This is a genomic window from Photorhabdus asymbiotica (genome assembly GCF_003634575.1).
GTDB lineage: Bacteria > Pseudomonadota > Gammaproteobacteria > Enterobacterales > Enterobacteriaceae > Photorhabdus > Photorhabdus asymbiotica.
In genome coordinates, this window is the sequence record NZ_RBLJ01000004.1 from 58162 (window position 1) to 81627 (window position 23466).

The 23466-nt window shown below is 40.8% G+C and carries 23 protein-coding genes, 4 tRNA genes and 1 pseudogene; 18 read left to right on the forward strand and 10 right to left on the reverse strand.

The window, feature by feature from the left end:
* Nucleotides 1-7: 7 nt before the first annotated feature.
* From BDD30_RS23680 to BDD30_RS23695, 4 genes are all read left to right on the forward strand, one after another.
* A tRNA-Lys gene (locus tag BDD30_RS23680) sits at nucleotides 8-147 on the forward strand.
* A 36-nt stretch (nucleotides 148-183) separates the two neighbouring features.
* Nucleotides 184-323, forward strand: a tRNA-Lys gene (locus BDD30_RS23685).
* 36 nt (nucleotides 324-359) lie between these two features.
* A tRNA-Lys gene (locus BDD30_RS23690) sits at nucleotides 360-499 on the forward strand.
* Between the two features lie 36 nt (nucleotides 500-535).
* Nucleotides 536-675: transfer RNA gene (locus tag BDD30_RS23695), tRNA-Lys, on the forward strand.
* Between the two features lie 137 nt (nucleotides 676-812).
* Here the strand turns inward: BDD30_RS23695 and BDD30_RS16120 are convergent.
* A complete protein-coding gene (locus BDD30_RS16120) occupies nucleotides 813-1220 on the reverse strand; it encodes a type II toxin-antitoxin system HicB family antitoxin (protein WP_041382157.1) in 408 nt (135 codons plus the stop codon).
* Between the two features lie 72 nt (nucleotides 1221-1292).
* Nucleotides 1293-1421 (reverse strand): annotated as a pseudogene (locus tag BDD30_RS16125) (type II toxin-antitoxin system HicA family toxin); the annotation flags it as partial.
* Between the two features lie 638 nt (nucleotides 1422-2059).
* On the opposite strand from BDD30_RS16125, the gene BDD30_RS16130 reads away from it, so the two are divergent.
* Both BDD30_RS16130 and BDD30_RS16135 read left to right on the forward strand, forming a co-directional pair.
* Nucleotides 2060-2377: a hypothetical protein gene (locus BDD30_RS16130; RefSeq protein WP_015835084.1), complete on the forward strand. Its 318-nt coding sequence runs from the start codon at nucleotides 2060-2062 to the stop codon at nucleotides 2375-2377.
* 535 nt (nucleotides 2378-2912) lie between these two features.
* Complete coding sequence (locus BDD30_RS16135; protein ID WP_041382153.1) at nucleotides 2913-3785, forward strand: phage tail protein; 873 nt, start codon at nucleotides 2913-2915, stop codon at nucleotides 3783-3785.
* Between the two features lie 268 nt (nucleotides 3786-4053).
* Here BDD30_RS16135 and BDD30_RS23700 read toward each other — a convergent pair whose 3' ends face one another.
* Together BDD30_RS23700 and BDD30_RS23705 are read right to left on the reverse strand one after the other, a co-directional pair.
* Nucleotides 4054-4227 carry a hypothetical protein gene (locus BDD30_RS23700; RefSeq protein WP_158307076.1) on the reverse strand — a complete coding sequence of 58 codons (174 nt, stop codon included), beginning with the start codon at nucleotides 4225-4227 and terminating at the stop codon, nucleotides 4054-4056.
* A 388-nt stretch (nucleotides 4228-4615) separates the two neighbouring features.
* Nucleotides 4616-4765 carry a hypothetical protein gene (locus tag BDD30_RS23705; protein WP_158307075.1) on the reverse strand — a complete coding sequence of 50 codons (150 nt, stop codon included), beginning with the start codon at nucleotides 4763-4765 and terminating at the stop codon, nucleotides 4616-4618.
* Nucleotides 4766-5019: 254 nt separating this feature from the next.
* Between BDD30_RS23705 and nadA the strand changes: the two genes are divergently transcribed.
* The 3 genes from nadA (at nucleotide 5020) to aroG (ending at nucleotide 8279) form a co-directional block, all read left to right on the forward strand.
* Nucleotides 5020-6051, forward strand: a complete 1032-nt coding sequence (gene nadA, locus BDD30_RS16145) for a quinolinate synthase NadA (RefSeq protein ID WP_015835082.1) — start codon at nucleotides 5020-5022, stop codon at nucleotides 6049-6051.
* 189 nt (nucleotides 6052-6240) lie between these two features.
* Nucleotides 6241-6966, forward strand: coding sequence for a nicotinamide riboside transporter PnuC (gene pnuC / locus BDD30_RS16150; RefSeq protein WP_015835081.1), 726 nt, complete (start codon nucleotides 6241-6243; stop codon nucleotides 6964-6966).
* 260 nt (nucleotides 6967-7226) lie between these two features.
* Nucleotides 7227-8279: a 3-deoxy-7-phosphoheptulonate synthase AroG gene (gene aroG, locus BDD30_RS16155; protein WP_041382150.1), complete on the forward strand. Its 1053-nt coding sequence runs from the start codon at nucleotides 7227-7229 to the stop codon at nucleotides 8277-8279.
* A gap of 80 nt (nucleotides 8280-8359) precedes the next feature.
* On the opposite strand, the gene gpmA is transcribed toward aroG, so the two are convergent.
* The 4 genes from gpmA to modE form a co-directional block, all read right to left on the reverse strand.
* Nucleotides 8360-9112: a 2,3-diphosphoglycerate-dependent phosphoglycerate mutase gene (gene gpmA, locus BDD30_RS16160; protein WP_015835079.1), complete on the reverse strand. Its 753-nt coding sequence runs from the start codon at nucleotides 9110-9112 to the stop codon at nucleotides 8360-8362.
* Between the two features lie 172 nt (nucleotides 9113-9284).
* On the reverse strand, nucleotides 9285-10112 hold the full coding sequence (locus BDD30_RS16165; RefSeq protein ID WP_015835078.1) for a CPBP family intramembrane glutamic endopeptidase: 828 nt from the start codon (nucleotides 10110-10112) through the stop codon (nucleotides 9285-9287).
* A 174-nt stretch (nucleotides 10113-10286) separates the two neighbouring features.
* Nucleotides 10287-11762 (reverse strand): molybdate ABC transporter ATP-binding protein ModF, encoded by a 1476-nt coding sequence (gene modF / locus BDD30_RS16170; protein WP_015835077.1) that lies wholly within the window; start codon nucleotides 11760-11762, stop codon nucleotides 10287-10289.
* Nucleotides 11763-11853: 91 nt separating this feature from the next.
* Entirely contained in the window at nucleotides 11854-12645 is a 792-nt protein-coding gene (gene modE, locus BDD30_RS16175) for a molybdenum-dependent transcriptional regulator (protein ID WP_041382148.1), read from the reverse strand.
* Nucleotides 12646-12828: 183 nt separating this feature from the next.
* Here modE and BDD30_RS16180 point away from each other — a divergent pair, with 183 nt between their 5' ends.
* The 4 genes from BDD30_RS16180 to modC all read left to right on the forward strand — a co-directional run bounded on the left by BDD30_RS16180 (nucleotide 12829) and on the right by modC (nucleotide 15753).
* Nucleotides 12829-12963, forward strand: coding sequence for an AcrZ family multidrug efflux pump-associated protein (locus tag BDD30_RS16180; RefSeq protein WP_071823733.1), 135 nt, complete (start codon nucleotides 12829-12831; stop codon nucleotides 12961-12963).
* A gap of 248 nt (nucleotides 12964-13211) precedes the next feature.
* Nucleotides 13212-13982 carry a molybdate ABC transporter substrate-binding protein gene (gene modA / locus BDD30_RS16185; RefSeq protein WP_015835075.1) on the forward strand — a complete coding sequence of 257 codons (771 nt, stop codon included), beginning with the start codon at nucleotides 13212-13214 and terminating at the stop codon, nucleotides 13980-13982.
* A gap of 17 nt (nucleotides 13983-13999) precedes the next feature.
* Nucleotides 14000-14695, forward strand: a complete 696-nt coding sequence (gene modB / locus BDD30_RS16190) for a molybdate ABC transporter permease subunit (RefSeq protein ID WP_041382146.1) — start codon at nucleotides 14000-14002, stop codon at nucleotides 14693-14695.
* The gene (gene modC, locus BDD30_RS16195; RefSeq protein ID WP_015835073.1) at nucleotides 14689-15753 is read left to right on the forward strand and encodes a molybdenum ABC transporter ATP-binding protein ModC; all 1065 of its coding nucleotides are present in this window, start codon (nucleotides 14689-14691) and stop codon (nucleotides 15751-15753) included. Before modB ends, modC begins: the two co-directional genes overlap by 7 nt.
* Nucleotides 15754-15873: 120 nt before the next feature.
* Here the strand turns inward: modC and BDD30_RS16200 are convergent, their stop codons facing one another.
* Nucleotides 15874-16692, reverse strand: a complete 819-nt coding sequence (locus tag BDD30_RS16200; RefSeq protein WP_015835072.1) for a pyridoxal phosphatase — start codon at nucleotides 16690-16692, stop codon at nucleotides 15874-15876.
* A 146-nt stretch (nucleotides 16693-16838) separates the two neighbouring features.
* Between BDD30_RS16200 and pgl the strand changes: the two genes are divergently transcribed.
* A complete protein-coding gene (gene pgl / locus BDD30_RS16205) occupies nucleotides 16839-17828 on the forward strand; it encodes a 6-phosphogluconolactonase (protein WP_015835071.1) in 990 nt (329 codons plus the stop codon).
* 236 nt (nucleotides 17829-18064) lie between these two features.
* Here the strand turns inward: pgl and bioA are convergent, their stop codons facing one another.
* Nucleotides 18065-19336, reverse strand: coding sequence for an adenosylmethionine--8-amino-7-oxononanoate transaminase (bioA, locus tag BDD30_RS16215; protein WP_015835070.1), 1272 nt, complete (start codon nucleotides 19334-19336; stop codon nucleotides 18065-18067).
* Nucleotides 19337-19431: 95 nt separating this feature from the next.
* Here bioA and bioB point away from each other — a divergent pair, with 95 nt between their 5' ends.
* From bioB to bioD, 4 genes are read left to right on the forward strand one after another with little or no spacing between them, the layout of a single operon-like run.
* Nucleotides 19432-20469 (forward strand): biotin synthase BioB, encoded by a 1038-nt coding sequence (gene bioB, locus BDD30_RS16220; protein WP_015835069.1) that lies wholly within the window; start codon nucleotides 19432-19434, stop codon nucleotides 20467-20469.
* Nucleotides 20469-21620, forward strand: coding sequence for an 8-amino-7-oxononanoate synthase (gene bioF / locus BDD30_RS16225; RefSeq protein ID WP_041382144.1), 1152 nt, complete (start codon nucleotides 20469-20471; stop codon nucleotides 21618-21620). Before bioB ends, bioF begins: the two co-directional genes overlap by 1 nt.
* Entirely contained in the window at nucleotides 21604-22371 is a 768-nt protein-coding gene (bioC, locus tag BDD30_RS16230) for a malonyl-ACP O-methyltransferase BioC (protein WP_015835067.1), read from the forward strand. Before bioF ends, bioC begins: the two co-directional genes overlap by 17 nt.
* The gene (bioD, locus tag BDD30_RS16235) at nucleotides 22364-23044 is read left to right on the forward strand and encodes a dethiobiotin synthase (RefSeq protein ID WP_015835066.1); all 681 of its coding nucleotides are present in this window, start codon (nucleotides 22364-22366) and stop codon (nucleotides 23042-23044) included. The genes bioC and bioD overlap by 8 nt, the downstream gene beginning before the upstream one ends.
* Nucleotides 23045-23466 lie beyond the last annotated feature (422 nt).

Here is a 23466-nt window from a genome sequence, read left to right on the forward strand (position 1 = left end):
CTTAGATGAGTCGTTAGCTCAGTCGGTAGAGCAGTTGACTTTTAATCAATGGGTCGCAGGTTCGAGCCGAGCGAAGCGAGACAACAGCGCTTTAGCGCTGGCCCGAAGGGCGAGGGCCTAGCCCGAGTCATCCTGCACGACCCACCATCTTAAAGCTTCGGTCAAAAACACATTTCCTTAGATGGGTCGTTAGCTCAGTCGGTAGAGCAGTTGACTTTTAATCAATGGGTCGCAGGTTCGAGCCGAGCGAAGCGAGACAACAGCGCATGAGCGCTGGCCCGAAGGGAGAGGCCGCAGGCCGAGTCATCCTGCACGACCCACCATCTTAAAGCTTCGGTCGAAAACACATTTCCTTAGATGAGTCGTTAGCTCAGTCGGTAGAGCAGTTGACTTTTAATCAATGGGTCGCAGGTTCGAGCCGAGCGAAGCGAGACAACAGCGCTTTAGCTCTGGCCCGAAGGGCGAGGGCCTAGCCCGAGTCATCCTGCACGACCCACCATCTTAAAGCTTCGGTCAAAAACACATTTCCTTAGATGGGTCGTTAGCTCAGTCGGTAGAGCAGTTGACTTTTAATCAATGGGTCGCAGGTTCGAGCCGAGCGAAGCGAGACAACAGCGCATGAGCGCTGGCCCGAAGGGAGAGGCCGCAGGCCGAGTCATCCTGCACGACCCACCATCTTAAAGCTTCGTTCGAAAACACATTTTCTTAGATAGTCGTTAGCTCAGTCGGTAGAACAGTTGACTCTTAATCAATGGGTTGCAGGTTCGAGCCGAGCAGAATTTTGCTTAGGGCAGTTTCCTACCCTAAACCTGTTAGTGGTGAGCTATTTCTTTTCTGGCTAATTCAGCTAGAAAGGCAGAACGGTTTTTATAGTGTCCGTTTTTCTCAATGTAGCGATCTATAGCAGTTAATAGATTGCCAGGCATGGTTAAATTGAATTTGATGGCTTTTGACTCATATTTTGCTGGATCTAACTCGATAAGAGCAATAACCCCTCCATCCTCAGACAAACGAGGATCACCAATGTAATCGGATGAGTCTTTAGGTGCAGGGACATAGCCGCCGTGTTCGGTTAAAACAGTCATGTGCTGCCCAAATGCTTTTTCTGCATCACGGATAGCATTTTCTAAAGTGTTGCCAGCAAAAAAACAGCCTTCGACATCGGGGAAGTAACCGTCAAACCCATCTTCTGTTTTAAATATAAAGAGTGGATAAATCATAGTATTACCTCTTAATTTGATAATGAGCTTTGTAAATAAAGGGCGATATAACTGCACCTGTTATGCCCGTTATCATAGTAATTTCAGCCCTGAAATATTTTGCGCCTGCTGGATGACACCTTTTGATGAATCTTTTCTTGGGTGTGGTATTGTGATTATTTTCACAACACCGGGTTTAGTTAGAGTGATATGGCTACCGTCTTGTCTAGCCTTAACCTATCCGCCAGCTATTAGGAGTTTTATTAGCTCTGCACTACTCATCAATCCTCCATTTGGTTAATATATGGGTATAGTACCCATACATTAATTCCGTTATCAATATATTTGTAGGTGTTGTGCCTACTTTTTATAGGAGTGAAACATGACAAACGTAAACCCGTTTATCCAATGATTGGTTGAATCGCACACGGCGCAAGAGGTTCTGGCGGTGTTCATTTCGCGATATTGGTGTAATGATGGCATTACTCAGTCGGTTAGTGATTTGTTTTGATTTGGCGACTAATCAGATCGCAAAAATCGGACTGAGTTCCTTTCAAGTGATCTACAATTTTGAAATTTTATTTAAATAATATTCACCATTATTTTATTTCCCAAAGTATACTCATTTATAGCTTATAATTAATTTGACTAATTTTAATTTTGATATTTAATATATTTCAGAAAATATTCTGCTGACTAATCATTTAATACTGATATGAGTATGAGATTATCTTATTATTTTTGCATCACTGATAAAGTTCAATATTTAACTGCTCGGAGTAAATGCTAAGTTAAATTTCACCGATAAGGTCATATGCATGTAGACAATCAAATAACCGTAATAATAAGGAAAAAATAAAATGGCACGAGTATATATAAACCCTAATCAGACTCTTGATATTTATAAGAATGGCAGTATATTAGTTCCTGCTCATCAACCTCATATAACGATAAAAAACGTTAGTTTAGCGCTAGTTAAAGTGAGTGGCTACTGGGCATCCTTAGTTGGAGATTATACTCTGTATAATTCTATAGAGATCTACCCCGGCAAAAGTGGAATACTTGTACCGCCTCCTAATCTTATTTACTACTATAAAGTTACAGCCACCAATCTTGCCAGTTATTTAAACGCAGAAATTGAAGTGGAGGTTGGAGCGAATAATAATCCTTTCTTGTAACTACATCCAAATGAGGCTTAAGAGTTAACCGTATAAAAAGGCTTGGCTCAGTCTAATTAAACTTTGATGCGCAGAATAGTAAAACTTTTATTAAAATTAGCGGAGAGTGTCGTAGGATATTCTCTGCTAATGTCAGATATGTGAGAATCCGTTTGGATTTAAGATGTCTGATATCTCAGATGTAATCCTTTATTTTCAGTGTGATATCAAAATCATTTTCACTTACCAGACCGTTTTTCAATGAAAGGTATATATCAATGAGAACAATGAGCGAATGTTTTAGAATGTTATAATAAATAAGAGAAAAATAATTTCCAAATATTAAATATAAATTGGGGGGATATTTTAGATTCTAAAATATTGAACTGTTTATTTATTCCAATAATACAAAAACAGTTAACCCTATAAGTAATAAGGACACTCTGTTGTTATTTTTCTGAACTAGACTGTTATTTATGTGAATTACGAGAAATCGTCTTTACAGTAATTCTATATGTTTATTATGAAATAATATTATTTAGTTCAAGAGGTGTATATGAGTCCTAAAAATGATTTTAAGGCTTTTTCTATTAGTAATAATGCAAATGTAATTAGTCAAGAAAAATATGAAGAAAACCAGGGTTTGCAGACAGGATTTTCTCCGGAGAATGTTCCCACACATTTGTTAAATAAGGTGTTACGTCAGTCATCAACTATATCATCTGTCGTCGCTGATTTTATCGCGACACAATCTGGCAATGATGTTCTGGATGATGGTAATGTAGCCAAACTTACCGCTCAATTAAATAAAGCGATAGAACAGAAAATTACAACAGATATTCCTAATGCTTCATTAACACAAAAAGGGGTTGTTCAGCTGACAAATGTGATTGGTAATAGCGACACGTTGGCGGCTACACAAAAGCTTGTTCAGGTAGTAATAAATTCATTACGTGAAGAAATTAATATACCTGTAGGTTCTCCTATTCCCTGGCCGTTACTCAGTCCACCTTTCGGTTATTTCGTTTGTAATGGTTCACCTTTTAATAAATTACAATATCCGAAGTTGGCGGAGGCTTATCCTAGCGGTAGATTACCGGATTTAAGAGGAGAATTTATCCGCGGATGGGATGATAATCGAGGTGTTGACAGTGGTCGTGGGCTTTTGTCTTGGCAGGGAGATGCAATCAGAAATATTACCGGGTCAACTCAAGTTATACATGCCCAGATGGGCGGTGCTCCCCAGACGCCTGTTGTGAATGGCGTTATGGCATCGTCACGATATGGTACGCCAGAAACACGTTCAGCAAATGGCGGCAGTAGTACTGATCTTACATTTTTTGACATTGATGCATCAAGACAAGTCCCAACTGCTAACGAAAATAGACCCCGTAACATCGCATTTAACTACATTGTAAGGGCGGCATAATTCTAGTGGTGGAGTATCGTGGAGTAAGAATAAAGCTGGTTAGCCCGGCTTTATTTTTTATTATTAAAATAGAGAAAAGGTAATGTGTCATTATATCCCATTTTTAACTTTGTAAATGCTGATTCGTATTCTATTAAATCATTTATCTGAGTATTTTGTTATTTGGATTTTTCATGCTTGATGATTTAATTGTTTTATGAAAAAGTTGAAAACTTTATTAAAGTCATTTGTTTTTTTAATATATTTTCTGATTAAATTATTAATATCTTTATTTGTCTTTTTCCCATGGTACATAAGCATGAATAAAGTCAGTTTTTTTCTTATTTTTTACTGATGGTTTTAATAATGGACAGGTTGTAACCGTTGTTTTTACCGCTTTTTTCGTCTGCATTTTATTGCGATTAATCATTATGGTATATTTTGCTTTGGGTTTAAAAGACATTAATCATATTCGTTTTTATTTTACTGGCGCTGTTTTACTAGTAATACTGAGCGGTTTTTATAAAGTTATTACTCTTTAATTTATCCGCATAAATCAGTCAGTAAATAGACTGGTGATATAAATATACCTTTTTACCCGGTCATCTTGCAAATTGCCTCTTTTTTAGCGGCACTTACTCACCCCGGTCACAGAGTTATCTATGCTCCTGGGGATTTGTTCACTTGCCGCCGCGCTGCAACTCGAAATCTATTAGGTATAGTATTTGTATTCGAGATTTTAAAGCGTAATAATAAGTTAGGTAAATGTGTAAAATAAACAAAGGATAATAGCGTTGGTAAATGGATTAAACATGACAACGAATAGGCGGTTTTTAGTCACTTAATGTCTTTTAAAAATCTGTTTTTAATGGGGAGTTTTTTATAAATTTAATTGTTTTTTCCGTTTTTTGCTCCATATTTAATTTCTCATTTTCATTAAACTGATACTTGGATTTTCGAGTTTTACTTTTAAGGATTAAAGTTTTACCTGTTTTTTTCATGATATGCTCGCCCTTTTTCCCAAATGGTATGAAAAACAATAACTCACATGAATATGGAAAGATTATTATGGCATTAAACACCCCGCTTAATGTGAACAGACCTTTAAATTAATCATGAACAGATAAAATATTCCGCGATAAATGACTATAAATTGATTATTTTGTTTAGTATATTAAACAAAATTGGGAAGATTTTCGGGGTTAAAACCAAGATCATCAATTTTGGAACCATATACTAAACAGAGACTAAAGTAATGAGTGAGTATATTGATTTTAATTCAACCATTTATCCATTCCCACCCAAACCTGCTTTTCTCAGTCAGGACGAAAAAAAATATTGTCGCGAAAAAATTAAACGCCTTCTGAAACAGCAGGATGCAGTTATGGTTGCGCACTATTACACCGATCCAGAGATTCAAGCTTTGGCTGAAGAGACCGGAGGATGTGTGGCAGATTCGCTGGAAATGGCGCGGTTTGGCAATAATCACCCAGCTTCTACTTTATTAGTAGCTGGCGTGCGATTTATGGGAGAAACTGCCAAAATTCTCAATCCTGAAAAGCGTGTTTTAATGCCAACGCTAGAAGCTGAGTGTTCACTGGATCTGGGTTGTCCTGAAAAAGAGTTCTCTGAGTTTTGTGATAATAATCCTGATCGTACCGTGGTGGTTTATGCAAATACATCAGCTGCGGTTAAGGCCCGGGCTGATTGGGTTGTGACTTCAAGTATCGCTGTTGAGCTAATAGAGCATTTAGACAGTCAAGGAGAAAAGATAATTTGGGCACCAGATCGACATTTGGGAAATTATGTCCGTAAGCAAACAGGAGCGGATATTCTTTGTTGGCAGGGGGCTTGTATTGTCCATGATGAATTTAAAACTCAGGCTTTGATTAGGATGCAAGGTCTACATCCCGATGCTGCGGTATTGGTTCATCCTGAATCACCACAAGCAGTTATTGAGCTGGCTGATGCGGTTGGTTCAACCAGTCAGTTAATTAAATCAGCGCAATCTTTGCCGCATCAGAAACTGATTGTGGCAACAGATAAAGGTATTTTCTATAAAATGCAGCAGGCATGTCCTGAGAAGCAATTATTTGCTGCGCCTACCGCTGGAGAAGGGGCAAGCTGCCGTAGTTGTGCTCATTGCCCGTGGATGGCAATGAATAGCTTACAGTCTATCGTGCGGGGATTGGAGCAGGCGGGAAGTCAGCATGAAATATTTGTTAAAAAAGAATTACGTGAAAAGGCGATTATTCCTTTAAACAGGATGCTCGATTTTGTAACTTAGTTAAAATGGAGAAACAAATAGTAAGTACAATACTTTGCTATATACCCAATAGATTTCAATTTGCAGCGCGGCGGCAAATGAACGCATCCCCAGGAGCATAGATAACTCTGTGACTGGGGTGCGTGAGTGCAGCCAACAAAGAGGCAACTTGAAAGATGACGGGTATAGATAATAATTGGGATATAACAGATGAATTTTTTCAGTATTAACAATATATTAGTCAATATACCATTAGGTAAAAATGGTTATGATTTATCATGGATTGAAGCAGTGGGTACGATTGCTGGTTTGTTATGTATTTGGTTTGCCAGTCAGGAAAAGATAATTAACTATTTGTTTGGATTGATTAATGTTACGTTATTTGCCGTGATTTTTTTCCAGATTCAACTATATGCTAGCTTACTACTGCAATTGTTTTTCTTTTCTGCCAATATTTATGGTTGGTATGCTTGGAGCCGGATTAATGATCAGCAGCAGATTGAACTTAAAATACGCTGGTTAAGTCGAAATAAGACGATAATAATGGGTCTTATTTCTGTGCTATTGATTGCCATTATGACTTTTAATATCGATCAGATATTTGGTTATTTGACTCAGGTTACTATTACGATTATGCAGGAGTTTGGCTTTAATGTTCAAATGCCGGTATTAGAGCTTGATGCGTTCCCATTCTGGGATTCGGTAATGACGGTGCTGTCTATTGTGGCAATGATTCTGATGACCCGCAAATATGTTGAAAATTGGCTGGTATGGGTTGTTATCAACGTGATAAGTGTTGTTATCTATTTCCATCAGGGAGTTTTAGCAATGTCGTTGCAGTATGTGGTTCTCACCGGCATTGCGCTTAATGGCTCTCGTTTGTGGATTCAGGCAGCGAAGAAAAACCATTCGCAGCCATTATCTCGCGCGGAATAAATTTTTTAATCATGCCAGAGAGTTGTTTTATCGATCTCTGGCATATTTTTAGATATTTACTTTGATAATTATCGCTTCTGAAGATGCTTTAACTAATAAAAATAGCTATGACCACATTTGGCTATATTTTTCCATGCTCTATGTTAGATATTGGTTTATTTATTATCTACAAAGAATATTTACAGTTTGGCTTCTAACAGTTAGATTAAAATCTCAAGATTATTTTAGATAAAAACACAGCGATATTGGATGAGAGGGTTATGAATTATCAGAATGACGATATAAGGATTAGAGAAATAAAAGAATTATTACCTCCTGTAGCACTACTTGAAAAATTTCCAGCAACTGAAGAGGCTGCATCTACAGTACGTAAGGCTCGCAAGACTATTCATCAGATCTTGGTAGGTGAAGATGATCGTTTGTTAGTTGTGATTGGGCCATGTTCTATTCATGATCCTAAAGCGGCAATGGAATATGCTGAACGATTGAATAAATTGCGTGAAGAACTAAAAGATGATTTGGAAATTGTCATGCGGGTTTATTTTGAAAAACCACGTACAACGATTGGTTGGAAAGGATTAATTAATGACCCTCATATGAATCATAGTTTTGATATTAATGATGGTTTGCGTTTGGCTCGTCAATTGTTACGGGATATCAATGACATGGGGTTACCGGCTGCGGGTGAATATCTGGATATGATTTCTCCACAGTATTTGGCAGATCTGATGAGCTGGGGAGCAATCGGCGCGCGTACAACGGAATCTCAGGTCCATCGTGAACTAGCTTCTGGTCTTTCTTGCCCGGTTGGTTTTAAGAATGGTACTGATGGTGCGATCAAAGTTGCAATTGATGCTATCAATGCAGCGAGTACACCTCACTGTTTCCTTTCTGTAACTAAGTGGGGACATTCTGCGATTGTGAATACCAGTGGAAACTGCGATTGCCATATTATTCTGCGTGGTGGTAGAGAACCGAATTATAGTTCTGAACATGTTGCCGCTGTGAAACAAGGCTTGGAAAGAGCAGGTTTGCCCGCAAGAATTATGATTGATTTCAGTCATGCTAATAGTTGCAAACAATTTAAAAAGCAGATGGATGTGAGTGCAAATGTCAGTGAGCAGATCGCGGCAGGCGAGAAGGCGATTATTGGTGTCATGGTGGAAAGCCATTTAGAGGAAGGAAATCAGGACCCGGAGAGTGATCAACCATTGGTATACGGTAAAAGCATTACTGATGCTTGTATTGGTTGGGCTGATACGGAAATTTTATTACGTCAATTGTCGTTGGCGGTGAAAGCACGTCGTGGCTGATAGTGTTTTTCGAATGTAAAAACCGGAGTTGTTCCGGTTTTTACATTTACTGAACAAAGTCAGTTTTTATAGGCAATGCATTATTTCGCTTTGCCCTGGTTTGCTACCGCGGCTGCTTTCGCTGCAATTTCATCAGCGTTACCCAGATAGTAATGTTTGATAGGTTTCATGTTTTCGTCGAATTCATAAACCAAAGGTACGGCTGTTGGGATATTCAGTTCAAGAATGGTTTCTTCACTCATGTTGTCCAGATATTTAACCAGAGCACGCAAAGAGTTGCCATGAGCAGCAATAATCACTTTCTCACCTTTAGCAACACGAGGTTTAATGACGTCTTCCCAGTAAGGAATAACCCGTTCGATAGTGGTCGCCAGGCTTTCAGTCACAGGTAATTCTTCTGGGGCCAGATTTGAGTAACGTGGGTCGTGACCTGGAAAGCGTTCATCGTCTTTAGTTAAATCTGGAGGAGTGATAGCAAAACCACGACGCCACAGTTTAACTTGATCATCGCCATATTTAGCGGCAGTTTCTGATTTGTCCAGACCTTGCAGGGCACCATAATGACGTTCATTTAGCTTCCAGCTTTTTTCAACAGGTAACCATTGTTGATCAACTTGGTCCAAAATATTCCATAAAGTGTGGATAGCCCGTTTCAGAACAGAGGTGTATGCAAAATCAAAAACGAAACCTGCTTCTTTCAACAGTTGGCCTGCTTGTTGAGCTTCGGCACGACCTTTTTCAGATAAAGCAACGTCAGTCCAGCCAGTAAAACGGTTTTCTTTGTTCCACTCGCTTTCGCCATGTCTTACCAGAACCAGTTTAGTTACAGCCATTAGCTTAAACTCCTATCAATACTTTTTAAAAACCGAACTTAAATGATAACTGAGCGCATTATATTGCCCTATACACTACAACAGCAATCAATAGTCTTGTTCGATAACTTTATTTGCTTGAAAACCTTAATTTTTTACAGATGGTAAATATATATCGGGTAAATTTGATGTGTTACAACGCTGTCACCAATTTGATTGGGTAAGTGAAGAACAACAAATGAACCAAATTAAGTGTGAAGTGGAACCCAACAGCTACCCACAAGCGACCACTCCACATCCAGGCCAGCCCGTATATTAATCCTGCGAGTGTAGCGAAAATCACTAACAATGGACCACCAGCGAAGTGAACTCCCCCAAAAATTAAGGCAGTGATAATCAGTGCAAAATATGGATGAATCCACTGACTCAGCCTTTGTTGGATATAACCACGGAATAAAGCTTCTTCTGCCAGAGAGACGAAGAAAATATTTGCCAGAATAAATGCTGGTAACCATTGTGGCATATGTAGTTCAACGGCAAGTCCTCCGAGAGCCGTTGCTATGCTTAATAGTACAGGAATAGCAATAGCTAAGATTATCCATGCATAAGGCCGAACTTTTGCCAGAGGTTTTGTTGTGAACAATCCAGGCATGCAACATAACAGCAGGAAAGGAATGAGCGCCTTATCAAAGTTGAAATACATTGAAAATGGCGCACTATGAGGACCAGCCTGAACTTTATCGAGATATTTCAGGTTATTAAAGCCTGGAATCAGATGCAGGAATAATGCGACACCAAAAGTAAGTAATAGCAGCTCAGTGGTTATTTTAATGACGCTATTTTGCTGAAAATAGATACGTAGCGCACCTAATACAAAAATAATGGCAATAGTGGCAATCGCCGGATAAATCACAGTTTGCGTGATAAATCCGGTAATAACAGCGGCGAGTAGAACAATAAGTGCAGCAGTGCGGTGTATGGCTAATAACGCCAGTGATATGGCAAGTAAACCCCAAATCATATGTTTCCCTTTATTTTTAATAAGTTAAAAGAAAAAAGCAGAAAAGCAGATCAAAAATTGATGATGGATGTTATTAGTGAGCAAAAAATAATAATGTATGACGGTTAAATTGCGATGCTTTTTTCACTGGTCGGATAAGTAGTCCCGTTGATAACAACGGGTAATTATCAGCAGTCAATCAGCAGTTTTCTCAGTTTTGTAGTGGTATATATCACCATTAGGAATAAATATCAGCCGGTGAGTGATACATTGTGGGGCGTCCTCCTGATGATGAGAAACAAACAGGAGTTGAGTATCACCGTCAGCGATCATGATATCGATGAAACGTAATACTAGCTGACGGTTTAGTGGATCAAGCCCTTGAAGAGGTTCGTCAAGGATCAATAAAGCAGGATGTTTAACCAATGCGCGAGCTATCAGAACCAGTCGTTGTTGTCCCCATGAAAGGCTATGAAATGAGCTGTTAGCAACCTGGCCTGATAGCCCCAGTAAGGCTAGCCATTCATTAGCAAGTTGTTGCTGGCGATCTGATACCGCCTGATAAAGACCAATTGAATCGAAGAAGCCGGACAGAATGACATTACGCACACTGATACTAATACGGTATTCCAGATGCATGCTGTTACTGAGATAGCCAATATGGCGTTTGATATCCCAAATGGTTTCACCGCTGCCACGTTGACGGCCAAAAAGAATGAGTTCATTACTGTAGCCTTGAGGGTGATCGCCTGTGATCAGGCTGAGAAGCGTTGATTTTCCAGCCCCGTTTTGCCCAATAATTTGCCAGTTTTCGCCCGGATTTACCTGCCAGTTCAGGCCATATAAAATGGGCCGGTCATTATACTGAACGACACCATTACGTAGAATAATCAACGGCTGATCAGATGCTAATCGATCATCTATGCGGAGTTCATCCACTTCTGGTAAATGAACGCCACCAAGTTTTTCACTGTGTATGAGTTGAGCAACCAGTGAATCTGCCATCACTTTTTCTTTCGAGCCAATAGATGTCAAATGGCAATCTGCTAGTACACCAATTTGATTAACGAAATCTGGGATTTCACTGAATCGGTTAAGAATGAGTACTAAAACGATTCCTTTTGATGACAATGTTTCTAATAATTCAGCAAATTGACCACGGGCAAATGCATCAAGACCATCAAAAGGTTCATCAAGGATAAGTAAATCAGGTGAAGTCATCAGTGCCTGGCAAAGTACTGTTTTTCGCGTTTCACCGGTAGAAAGATATTTAAAACGGCGGGAAAGTAAATCCATAATGCCGAACTGTTTTGCCAGTTCAAGACAGAGTTCATTATCTTTATGATGAAGTTGAATAATTTCTGCTGCGGTATGACCGGTGTCATCTTCATCATCACTCAATAGATCAGTGTTGTTGCGTTGCCATTCTTCTTCAATCAGTTTTTGTAATTGTTCAGAAGAGACTCGGGTACATGTATGAAATGAGCAATCTCGTTCACCAGAAAGTTGGACTAATTCATTTGAAAGCGCGCGAGCTAATGATGATTTTCCGCTGCCGTTAGCACCAACAAAAGCCCAACTTTCTCCAGAGGTGATTTTCAGTGATGGTAATTGTAAGGTACGGATATCACTTAAACGGAAACAGCCTTGCGTTATTTGCAATTCAGACATCTTTATTATTCCTTATTTAAGCAATGCAAATATGTTCTCACAAATAAGCGGAATTGACGCTGAATGTCAATATTCACTTTTAATTAACATTTCAGCAAAGAGTGGCAATAATTATCTGATCGGCATTGAAAAGCGCCGTGATTTTATCTTTAGGGTGTAGTTTTAAGTTGTCAGCTTCTTGATTAGATAGAGTAGAACAAAGGGTTTCACCACCATCAAGAACGACGATGACTTCTGTGCTCTCTTCTCCGGTTTCGATTTGGCTGATTTGGCCTGTCAGGGCATTATCAAAATGGCTGACTGGGAATTGCTCTTTGGTGAGTTTCACCCAAGGCGCTTTAATCAGGACCAATACTTCCTTACCTTTTACCAGACTAAGGTGGTTAGCACTTTGCTCTGTCAGGGCTGCATTCAGTGATGTTTGACCATCTGCCAACAATATGCGGATATGTTGCTGTACCTGATTGTGGTTACGGTCAGTAATGGTGCCAAAAAATTGATTACGGGCACTGGTTTGCAGGGAAAAACGGGAAATCGCAGCTAATAAGCTATCGAGGGGAAGTTTGTCATCTTTCAGCACATCAAAGGCTTTTTGTTGAATTTGTGCCAGTAAATCATAAAGTTGTAACAGACGTTCACCATAAATAGTCAGATTTGCTCCGCCGCCGCCTTTACCACCGGTAGCTCGGTCTACCAATATTTCATCTGCTAGTTGATTCATTTCGTTGATGGCATCCCAAGCGCTTTTATAACTGATGCCAGCCAGTTTTGCTCCCTGACTGATAGAACCTGTTATTTTAATCTGTTTTAGTAATAATATTCGCCGCGGATCTGCGAATAACCGTTGTTGTAATTTCAGTGTTAATAGAATTTCTGCTTGCATGATAGTTTTTTTCAGGAAATAAAATTGTAAATTTTTATTGGTTAACTCGCAAAAACGCACGTTTAGCCGGTTATAGTTGTTTGTCTTTGTTTAGAATGATACCAATTATAGCGCTATTACTTGCTATGGTTAAAAGTATGTTATGTTGTCGGCTCATTTTATGAGCCATTATGTGAGGCTATTATGTTTGAATTGATTAAAAGTATGGCTTTCGCACTGGTCATGGTACCAGTAGTGACAGCCGGAATTTTATGTTTAATTTATGGCTTTGGGGAACTGTTTAATATGATTTCCCGTATTGGCCATTCTGAGAAGTAAAATTAATATTTCTTTGCACACCAGATGCGATTTTAATTGCCCGACGGTTCGTCGGGTAATTTGTTTTAGCTCACTGCAACTCATTCATTTTTACTCTCATGATTTTATTATTATAGCATATTAATTCAAATTAAATCAGATAGTGAAAGTTGCTCACAACTTGCCGATTAATATTGAGATAGTCTTCCATTTAACGCTATATCTTGTTATATACAGCGAACTAATTGGTGATAAACAGGTGAAAACAGATGAAAAAGAGTTTTAGCAAGCTATTGATGGGAGTTGTTTTTTCTTTTTCTTTGGTGTGGCAGGTGTGGGCTACGGAAAAAGTAACAGTATTCGCTGCTGCCTCACTGACCAATGCACTTGATGATATTTCGAGACAATATAAACAAGAGAAAAAAGGGGATGTGGTGGTTTCTTATGCATCATCTTCTACTTTGGCTCGTCAGATTGAACAAGGCGCTCCGGCAGATATTTTTATTTCTGCGGATCAGCAGTGGATGGATTATGTTGCTGGAAAGAAACTGATCATTAATAAAACCCGCTTTACTATTCTGGGAAATCAATTGGTTCTGATTGCACCGCAAGACAGCAAATTCGATCAACTTGAGATTAATAAAGAGACAAAATGGAAATCTTTGCTGAACGGTGGTCGCCTTGCGGTCGGAGATCCGGATCATGTTCCAGTTGGTATCTATGCCAAAGAATCGTTGCAGTATTTGGGGGGGTGGGAGATGGTTAATCCTCTGTTGGCTCGTACCAGTAATGTACGCAGTGGTATGGCATTGGTGGAACGTGCTGAAGTACCATTGGGGATTGTTTATGGTTCAGATGCAGTTGCCAGTGATAAAGTTAAAGTTGTGGGGATTTTCCCGGAAGAAAGCCACAAACCTATTGAATATCCAATGGCAATTATCAAAGATCATAGTAATCCGGTAGTCCTCAGTTTTTATGAATATTTGAAAACTCCTGAAGCCGCAGCAATTTTCAAACGTTACGGTTTTCGACCACTTTAGGAATAAATCTTTTGGAGATGTTGAGTGAATACGAATGGCAAGCCATTGTCTTGAGTCTGAAAGTTTCAGGTGTGGCGGTGTTATTCAGTCTACCATTTGGAATTTTGATGGCGTGGATTCTTGTTCGTTTCCGGTTTCCCGGTAAATCCTTACTTGACAGTATCATCCACTTACCGCTGGTATTACCGCCAGTGGTAGTGGGATATTTACTGTTGATCAGTATGGGGCGTCGTGGATTTATTGGTGAATGGTTATATGATTGGTTTGGGATAAGTTTTGCATTCAGTTGGTGTGGTGCTGCCCTGGCTTCTGCTGTTGTGGCTTTCCCGCTGATGGTCAGGGCAATACGTCTGGCGTTGGAAGGTGTCGATCGACGTTTGGAACAGGCTGCCCGCACTCTAGGGGCGAATCCGTTTAGAGTATTTTTTACCATTACACTTCCTCTTTCTTTGCCTGGTGTCATTGTTGGTACTATTCTGGCGTTTGCTCGTTCATTAGGTGAATTTGGGGCAACTATCACCTTTGTATCTAATATTCCAGGTGAAACACGAACAATCCCTTTGGCAATGTATACCCTGATTGAAACGCCCGGAGCAGAAATTGCTGCGGCTCGTTTATGTGTCATTGCGATTATTCTTGCGTTGGTGTCACTGATGATTTCTGAGTGGTTAACCCGTTGGGGCAGGAAACGTCTGGGGGCAACAACATGTTAGTGTTAGATTTTGAAAAACAACTTGGTGATCTGCATTTGCAGGTTAACACGCAATTGCCAACAGCAGGTATCACGGCTGTTTTTGGTCTTTCAGGCGCTGGGAAAACTTCACTGATAAATGCTATTGCTGGCTTGGTACGTCCACATAAAGGGCGGGTTATCCTCAATGATCATACATTGGTGGATATTGAAAAAGGTATCTGCCTGCCACCAGAGCAGCGCCGTATAGGTTATGTTTTTCAGGATGCCCGGCTTTTTCCCCATTATCGGATAAAAGGTAATCTTCAATACGGCATGTCTTCAGTGATGAAGCCGGAATTTGATAGCATTATTAGTTTGCTGGGGATTGAGCATTTATTATCTCGTTTTCCTATGACATTGTCCGGCGGTGAAAAACAGCGGGTTGCTATCGGTCGTGCTTTGTTGACTGCCCCTGAACTGCTTTTAATGGATGAGCCACTAGCATCTTTAGATCTTCCCCGTAAACGGGAATTGTTGCCTTATCTTGAAAGGCTTTCTGAGGATGTCAAAATTCCGATCTTGTATGTCAGCCACCATCTGGATGAAATTCTTCGCCTGGCTGAAAATGTGATCGTAATGGATAACGGTAAGGTCAGAGCTGTCGGGAAATTGGAAGAAGTTTGGTCCAGCGATGCGCTACGCCTTTGGTTACAAAAAGAGACGCTAAGTAGCATTCTGAATGTTTCAATGGTGGAACATCATACTCGTTATGCAATGACAGCGGTAGCGCTAGCTGATCAGGCTTTGTGGTTGCCGAAAATTGATGCTCAACCGGGAACCGATTTGCGTATCAGAATAGATGCTTCAGATGTTTCATTAGTATTGGAACCGCCGCGTGGTAGCAGTATTCGTAATATTTTGGCGGCGAAAGTGGTTGAATTTTTTGATGATGATGGGCAGGTAGATGTTAAATTGACGTTGAGAGGTCATTACTTATGGGCAAGAATTACTCCGTGGGCAAGGGATGAACTTAATTTGCGGCCAGGGCAGTGGCTTTATGCCCAGATAAAAAGTGTTTCTCTGAACCGGCAACTGTAATATTTGTCCTTAAGAGGAAAATTTGCCGTCTGTTTCTCCGAAGGGGACACCTACTGACGCTATTGTGGGCCCCTTTGAGAATGTTCCTGAGTATAGTCTTGTGGGTATCGTTATCAGCAGTTAAAGAATATATTTGCGGATAACTTCGGCAATACCGGGCTGCGTGTTATCTAGCGTTACCAGATCAGCACGCTCTTTGACTGCATTCACACTATTACCCATGGCAACCCCCAGTCCGGCGGTTTCCAGCATGCTCAGATCATTAAAATTATCACCGAAAGCGATAACATCTTTCATGCTCATTCCCTGTGATTCGACCCACTGTTTCAAACGCATCCCTTTACTGTTGCCTTTCTTAGCGATATCGACTTGATCAAACCATGACCATTCACATTCCAGACCGATATCATTTTCGATCTGTTCAGTAATTTCTCGCAGTTTTACTAAATCAGGGGAACAGGTGGCAAATTTCCAGATGAATTGCACTTTACTAATCGCATGCTGAAAACTACTGACATGCTGCATAGTTGGGCGTTGAGATTCAGGCAGAGTTTCAGACCATTTCATGGTACGGGCAATTGTGTCATGCAGTTCTTCATATAACATGGCATCATCCACATACATCAGACGGTGAATATCAGTACCTTGCAAGTATGTGAGAACTTTTATAGCTTCCTGAGATGATAGCGGATCTGAGGCTAATACTTTCTTTTCATGGTAATCATACAGATAAGCACCATTACAGCAGATAGCAGGAGTATCAAGCTGCAAAGCTTGATAAAAGGGGTGGATAGTGACGTGATGCCGGCCAGTAACAATCAGCACCTTAACACCTGCTTTACGGGCTTCATTCACGGCAATAAGTGATTCTGGCAAGATATTTTTTTGAGGAGCCAGTAATGTACCATCAAGATCCAATGCAATAACGCGATATGTCATAGATTAGCCTCATAACTATATATAATGTAACAATATTACACTGTAATTGAATGAAGTTAAGCCAATTGTGCGATGAGTTTAACTGATAAAATTAATAAAGCGTCGCTACAGGTCAATAAATAGTAACGGATAATTGAGGAGTGAAGATGAAACAGGTGGTTTATACAGCGAGCCCAAACAGTCGCCAAATTCATGTTTGGAACATGAATAATGCGGGTGAATTATCGTTGATTCAGGTAGTTGATGTGCCGGGAGAAGTGCAGCCCATGGTGGTTAGTCCGGATCGTAAGCATCTTTATGTTGGAGTCCGTCCACAATTCTGTATTGTCACTTACCAGATTGGTTCTAATGGAGAGTTAGTGCAGCAAGGAATTTCACCAATACCTGGCAGCCCGACGCACATTTCTACTGATAAGCAAGGTCGTTTTTTGTTTTCTGTTTCCTATAGTTATAACAATCTGAGTGTTAACCCAATTGATGATCAAGGTATTGTCGGCGCGCCTGTTCAGGTCATTGAAGACTTGCAAGCTCCGCATTCAGCCAATATTGATTGGGATAATAAACAGTTATTGGTTCCTTGTCTGAAAGAAGACCACACGCGTATTTTTGAGATGGTAGCAGAGGGTTTTTTGGTCGAAAAGCGGGCGGAGGAAGTGACTACTGCAATGGGCGCGGGTCCTCGTCATATGGCTTTCCACCCAAATCAACAGGTGATTTATTGTATTAATGAATTGGACTCTACTGTTGATGTTTATCGCAAGTGGGAGAAATACCGAATTGTTCAGACTATTGATTCATTGCCGAAGGATTTAGCGGGTGTTCGTTGGTCCGCGGATATTCATATTACACCGGATGGTCGTCACCTTTATACCAGCGAACGTACTTCAAGCCTGATTAGCCATTTTATTATTTCACCGGATGGTTTCAATCTGACTTTGGCTGGACATTATAAAACTGAAACCCAGCCCCGCGGTTTTGCTATCGATCATAGTGGCAAATATCTGATTGTATCCGGCCAGAAGTCTGACCATATCTCAGTTTCTTCTATCGATAAATATACCGGTAAATTGACTGAATTAACCCGTTATCCCGTTGGTAAAGGTCCGATGTGGGTAACGGTGCTGGCGATAGATTAATGTGTTGGTGATAATGGAACGGATAGCCAATACGTTATATACCCTTTATCCTTCAAGTTGCTGCTTTGTTGGCTGCTTTCACTCACCCCAGTCACATAGTTATCTATGCTCCTGGGAATTCGTTCACTTGCCGCCGCGCTGCAACTCGAAATTTATTGGGTATATACCCTTCATCTTTGTTCCATTATCACTGGCATAAATTTATGCGTTATCTGTAATTTCAGGAAAATAGAAAATCACAAATTAATTGCGCTGGAGACCGCTCTTGTCAGACATGTAAGCTGCTCTGGTTGAATAATATAAGGTGGCATCAGATAAATCAGCTTGCCAAATGGCCTAATCCAGACACCTTGAGCAACAAAATGGTGTTGTAATACTGCCATATTCACCGGTTGTTTCATCTCTACCACCCCAATAGCACCTAATACCCGGACATCAGCGACTTTTTCATGGGATTTTAGTGGCATCAGCTCAGTATTTAATTGGTTTTCAATTGATTTAATTCGTTGTTGCCAGGGGCTTTGTAATAACAATTTTAAACTGGCTTCTGCTACAGCGCACGCTAATGGGTTTCCCATGAATGTTGGGCCATGCATAAAACAGCCTGCCTCACCGTTGCTGATAGTATCGGCTACTTTACGTGTTGTCAGCGTTGCTGATAGCGTCATATAGCCGCCTGTCAGTGCTTTTCCTACACATAAAATGTCCGGCTCAATTTCAGCGTGTTCACAGGCGAACAATTTTCCTGTGCGACCAAAACCGGTGGCAATTTCATCCGCAATTAGCAGAATCTGATGTTGATCACAGAGCGCTCTGACCTGGCGTAGATATTCGGGATGATAAATCCGCATTCCCCCAGCACCTTGTACAACAGGTTCCAGGATCACAGCAGCAATCTCATGGGAATACTGCTCCAGTAAAGCACGGAATGGGGCGATATCCTGTTCATCCCATTGAGAATGAAATCCACACTGAGGTGATGCGGCAAACAGATGTGGTGGTAGATAGCCTTTGTAAAGATTGTGCATCGAATTGTCGGGATCACAGACAGACATTGCGCCGAACGTGTCACCATGATAACCATGACGTAATGTCAAAATGCGCTGACGTTTTTCACCCTTTGCTTGCCAATATTGCAACGCCATTTTCAACGCCACTTCCACCGCAACAGAACCTGAATCAGCCAGAAATACGCATTCGAGCGTTGGTGCAGAGATAGCCACCAACTGTCTGCACAGTGCGACCGCAGATGGGTGAGTTATTCCACCAAACATCACATGAGACATCTTATCAATCTGAGCCTTAGCTGCTTGATTCAGTACCGGATGGTTATATCCATGAATGGCAGACCACCACGAAGACATGCCATCTATCAGCTTACAGCCATCAGCGAGTTCTAGTTCCACTCCAGAAGCGCTAATAACAGGGTAAACCGGGAGCGGTTTGGTCATGGAGGTATAAGGATGCCAGATATGGCGCAGATCAAATTCAATATCGGAAGAAATCATAATAGCTACATGTAAACTAATTTATTTGAAATTGGTTGACAGTATAACGGCATTATTTAAACTGACGAGACTTTTTTCACATTGGAGATGTCATTGTGATTGAACGCAAGCAATGGACAATTAAGCAGGCACAAGAACTGTTCGGTAAGCCTTTTTTTGAATTATTATTTCAAGCACAGCAGGTTCACCGCATGCATTTTGACCCACAACAGGTACAGGTTAGTACATTACTTTCCATCAAAACGGGCGCTTGTCCGGAAGATTGTAAATATTGCCCACAAAGTTCCCGTTATAAAACTGGGCTTGAAAAAGAACGGTTGATGGAAGTGGAGCAGGTAATTGATTCTGCTCGTAAAGCTAAGAATGCGGGTTCTACTCGTTTTTGTATGGGGGCGGCGTGGAAAAATCCTCATGAGCGGGATATGCCCTATCTGGAAAAAATGGTTAAGGAAGTCAAAGCATTAGGGATGGAAACTTGCATGACGCTTGGCATGCTCAATGGTTCACAAGCTCAGCGATTGGCGGACGCGGGATTAGATTATTACAACCACAACCTTGATACCTCGCCAGAATTTTATGGCAACATTATTACTACCCGGACCTATCAGGACAGGCTGGATACTCTCGATAACGTTCGGGATGCAGGAATAAAAGTCTGTTCTGGGGGTATTGTTGGCTTGGGCGAAGAAATTCGTGATCGGGCCGCTTTGCTGGTGCAACTGGCGAATTTGCCAAAACCGCCGGAAAGTGTACCAATCAATATGCTGGTGAAAGTCAAAGGCACTCCACTGGCTGATAATGAAGATGTCGACCCTTTTGATTTTATCCGCACAATTGCCGTTGCCAGGATTATGATGCCGGCTTCTCATGTTCGGTTATCCGCAGGCCGTGAACAGATGAATGAGCAGACGCAGGCAATGTGTTTTATGGCTGGCGCCAATTCTATTTTTTATGGCTGTAAATTATTGACTACACCTAATCCGGCTGAAGATAAGGATTTACAACTATTCCGCAAATTGGGTATTAATCCTCAGCAGACGCAGACGGCATTCGGTGATAATCAGCAGCAACAGTATTTGGCTGAAGCCATCATTAATGCAGATAACGAACAATTTTATAATGCGGCATTATGATGAATTGGTCAGCTTATTTTTCCCGACAATTGTCTCAGCTCCGGGACTCTTCTTTATGGCGGCAGCGACAGGTTAATCAGAAATCAAACGGGCGATTTTTATATACCACTGAGGGTAAATATCTCAATTTTTCCAGTAATGATTATCTTGGGTTAAGTACAAATTCCGCGGTCATTTCCGCATGGCAGCAAGGCGCGGAACAATATGGTGTCGGAAGTGGTGGTTCCGGCCATATTATCGGTTATACAACAGCTCATCAGGTGCTGGAACAACAATTGGCTGATTGGTTGGGTTATTCAAAAGCATTACTGTTTATTTCAGGATATTCCGCTAACCAGGGGGTAATTGCGGCGTTAATGACGAAACAGGATCGAATTATTGCAGATCGTCTGAGTCATGCCTCATTAATAGAAGCCGCCATGCATTCCCCCGCTCAACTACAGCGTTTTCTGCATAATCAACCTGAATCACTTAAGGATTTACTGGCAAAACCTTGTGTTGGAAAAACGTTGGTAGTGACGGAAGGCGTGTTCAGTATGGATGGTGACCGGGCACCATTGTCTGATATTTATCAGCAAACCAACGCTGCTGGAAACTGGTTAATGGTGGATGATGCTCATGGTATTGGTGTCTGTGGTGAACAGGGTAGAGGAAGTTGCTGGCAACAGAAAGTAAAACCAGAAATCCTGATTGTGACTTTTGGCAAAGCATTTGGGCTGAGTGGTGCTGCGGTGCTTTGTGATGAGCAGACAGCAGAATATCTGATTCAATCCTCCCGTCATCTTATCTACAGTACTTCTATGCCTCCGGCGCAAGCACAGGCTATCTCTGAAGCGGTCCGGCAGATACAAGCTGGTGATGAATTGCGTCAACAATTACAACAGAATATTGATTATTTCCGCCAGCAAGCACAGAAACTGCCATTTACCCTGATAGATTCAGAGATGGCGATCCAGCCATTGATTATTGGCGATAATGAACTAAGTCTATCTTTATCCCAATATCTGCAACAAAAAGGTATTTGGGTCAAAGCTATTCGTCCACCAACAGTACCTTCGGGTAGTGCCAGACTACGTATTACACTGACTGCCAGTCATACGCAGCAGGATATTGATAGGCTGATGGAGGCGTTGTATGAGTTCCGTTGCTGAATCTGTTAATAAACGGGCGATTGCCGGAGCATTTGGGCGAGCTGCTGCCAATTATGATGTTGTGGCAAAATTGCAGCAGCAAACGGGTGAATTTCTCATGCAACAAGTAGATGGGCATCCTGGAAAATTAGTATTGGATGCTGGCTGTGGTACCGGTTTCTTCAGTCACCGTTGGCGGCAGCAGGGGAAGCAGGTGATTGCACTGGATTTGGCATCAGGTATGTTGGATCATGCTCGTCAACAACGAGTTGCTGATTATTACCTACAAGGGGATATTGAATGTTTAGGGCTTGCTGATGGCAGTGTTGATATCTGTTTTAGTAATCTGGCCGTTCAATGGTGTGATAATTTATCCAGCGCTTTAAAAGAGCTTTACCGAGTAACCCGTTCTGGCGGATTGATTCTGTTTTCCACGTTGGCACAAGGTTCGTTATATGAATTGAAGCAAGCCTGGAGTGCAGTTGATAATTATCAGCATATTAATCATTTTCTGCCACAACAGACGATTAAAGATGCTTGCCAAGGTTTCCGACATCGCTTGATTAGTCAGGTCTATCGTCAGCAATATCCTAATATCCTTCCTCTATTGGCCTCCCTGAAAGGGATTGGCGCGACTCATCTTCATTGTGGGCGCCAGCAGGGACTGATGACCCGAGGACGATTAACTGCTTTGGAACAGGCTTATCCGCGAGAAAATAAACACTTACCTCTCAGTTATCAGGTTATTTTTGGAGTTATTTATCGTGACTAAGGGCTGGTTTTTAACGGGTACAGATACTGAAGTGGGTAAAACAGTTGTAAGTTGTGCTTTGCTACAAGCTGCGAATAAATCGGGATATAAGACAGCGGGTTATAAGCCAGTGGCTTCGGGGAGTGAAATAACGCCGGAAGGAATTCGTAATTCGGATGCATTGGCATTAATGGCAAATAGTTCTGTACCCTTGCAATATGATGAAGTTAATCCATTGGTATTTGTTGAAGCGACATCACCTCATATTGTCAGTGCTGATTTAGGTCGACCGATTGATTTTTCTGTTATGTCTGAAGGATTGCGCTGGTTAGAAAATAAAGCGGATTGGGTTTTAGTAGAAGGTGCTGGTGGTTGGTATACTCCTTTATCAGAATCGGCGACTTTTGCTGACTGGGTAGTTAAAGAGCAATTACCCGTTATTCTGACAGTGGGTGTAAAACTAGGTTGTATTAATCACGCGATACTTACCGCAGAAGCGATTAAACTTTCAGGATTACATCTTGCAGGTTGGATAGCCAATGAAGTTGAACCTGCGGGTAAACGTCAGAAAGAATATTTGGTGACATTAGAACATATATTACCTGCTCCTTTATTAGGAGTTATTCCTCATTTGACGGGAGATTATTTTAATCATTTAGGTGAGTATATAGATTTAAAATTACTGATTAATTGAATTATTATTATAGTTAAATGCCGGAAACATTTTCCGGCATAAAAGATCATATTTTTCAGTAAGTTTTCTATCGTTTAACAAAGATGGCACTGCTATATCTTGCATTATTAAAAGTTTTGCCTTGAAATTAGCATTGTTTATTGTTTAAGACAGTCAGATCAATTTGCCACAATATCCCCTTATGCTGATAGAACCAAACAGCTCTAGTTCATTTTGCAACAAATTGCAATAAGAAAATTCTTATTCTTTTAGCTGACGTATTCATTTTCCTGTAGTGAATAATTAGGATTAAAGATTAAAAGAATAGTAAAAACTTTTACTGATAGAGATTACCTCTTTTGTGGGATGATGTTGCAACTTCGTATTGTTAATAGGGTTTGTCGAGTTATCCACTATTCCTGTGGATAACCTTGTGTATTAGA

Excerpts from the sequence above, each read along its gene's own strand:
- BDD30_RS16120 (WP_041382157.1), bottom strand. The coding sequence starts at position 1,220 with ATGATTTATCCACTCTTTATATTTAAAACAGAAGATGGGTTTGACGGT.
- BDD30_RS16130 (WP_015835084.1), top strand. The coding sequence starts at position 2,060 with ATGGCACGAGTATATATAAACCCTAATCAGACTCTTGATATTTATAAG.
- BDD30_RS16135 (WP_041382153.1), top strand. The coding sequence starts at position 2,913 with ATGAGTCCTAAAAATGATTTTAAGGCTTTTTCTATTAGTAATAATGCA.
- BDD30_RS23700 (WP_158307076.1), bottom strand. The coding sequence starts at position 4,227 with ATGTCTTTTAAACCCAAAGCAAAATATACCATAATGATTAATCGCAAT.
- BDD30_RS23705 (WP_158307075.1), bottom strand. The coding sequence starts at position 4,765 with ATGAAAAAAACAGGTAAAACTTTAATCCTTAAAAGTAAAACTCGAAAA.
- nadA (WP_015835082.1), top strand. The coding sequence starts at position 5,020 with ATGAGTGAGTATATTGATTTTAATTCAACCATTTATCCATTCCCACCC.
- pnuC (WP_015835081.1), top strand. The coding sequence starts at position 6,241 with ATGAATTTTTTCAGTATTAACAATATATTAGTCAATATACCATTAGGT.
- aroG (WP_041382150.1), top strand. The coding sequence starts at position 7,227 with ATGAATTATCAGAATGACGATATAAGGATTAGAGAAATAAAAGAATTA.
- gpmA (WP_015835079.1), bottom strand. The coding sequence starts at position 9,112 with ATGGCTGTAACTAAACTGGTTCTGGTAAGACATGGCGAAAGCGAGTGG.
- BDD30_RS16165 (WP_015835078.1), bottom strand. The coding sequence starts at position 10,112 with ATGATTTGGGGTTTACTTGCCATATCACTGGCGTTATTAGCCATACAC.
- modF (WP_015835077.1), bottom strand. The coding sequence starts at position 11,762 with ATGTCTGAATTGCAAATAACGCAAGGCTGTTTCCGTTTAAGTGATATC.
- modE (WP_041382148.1), bottom strand. The coding sequence starts at position 12,645 with ATGCAAGCAGAAATTCTATTAACACTGAAATTACAACAACGGTTATTC.
- BDD30_RS16180 (WP_071823733.1), top strand. The coding sequence starts at position 12,829 with ATGTTTGAATTGATTAAAAGTATGGCTTTCGCACTGGTCATGGTACCA.
- modA (WP_015835075.1), top strand. The coding sequence starts at position 13,212 with ATGAAAAAGAGTTTTAGCAAGCTATTGATGGGAGTTGTTTTTTCTTTT.
- modB (WP_041382146.1), top strand. The coding sequence starts at position 14,000 with ATGTTGAGTGAATACGAATGGCAAGCCATTGTCTTGAGTCTGAAAGTT.
- modC (WP_015835073.1), top strand. The coding sequence starts at position 14,689 with ATGTTAGTGTTAGATTTTGAAAAACAACTTGGTGATCTGCATTTGCAG.
- BDD30_RS16200 (WP_015835072.1), bottom strand. The coding sequence starts at position 16,692 with ATGACATATCGCGTTATTGCATTGGATCTTGATGGTACATTACTGGCT.
- pgl (WP_015835071.1), top strand. The coding sequence starts at position 16,839 with ATGAAACAGGTGGTTTATACAGCGAGCCCAAACAGTCGCCAAATTCAT.
- bioA (WP_015835070.1), bottom strand. The coding sequence starts at position 19,336 with ATGATTTCTTCCGATATTGAATTTGATCTGCGCCATATCTGGCATCCT.
- bioF (WP_041382144.1), top strand. The coding sequence starts at position 20,469 with ATGAATTGGTCAGCTTATTTTTCCCGACAATTGTCTCAGCTCCGGGAC.
- bioC (WP_015835067.1), top strand. The coding sequence starts at position 21,604 with ATGAGTTCCGTTGCTGAATCTGTTAATAAACGGGCGATTGCCGGAGCA.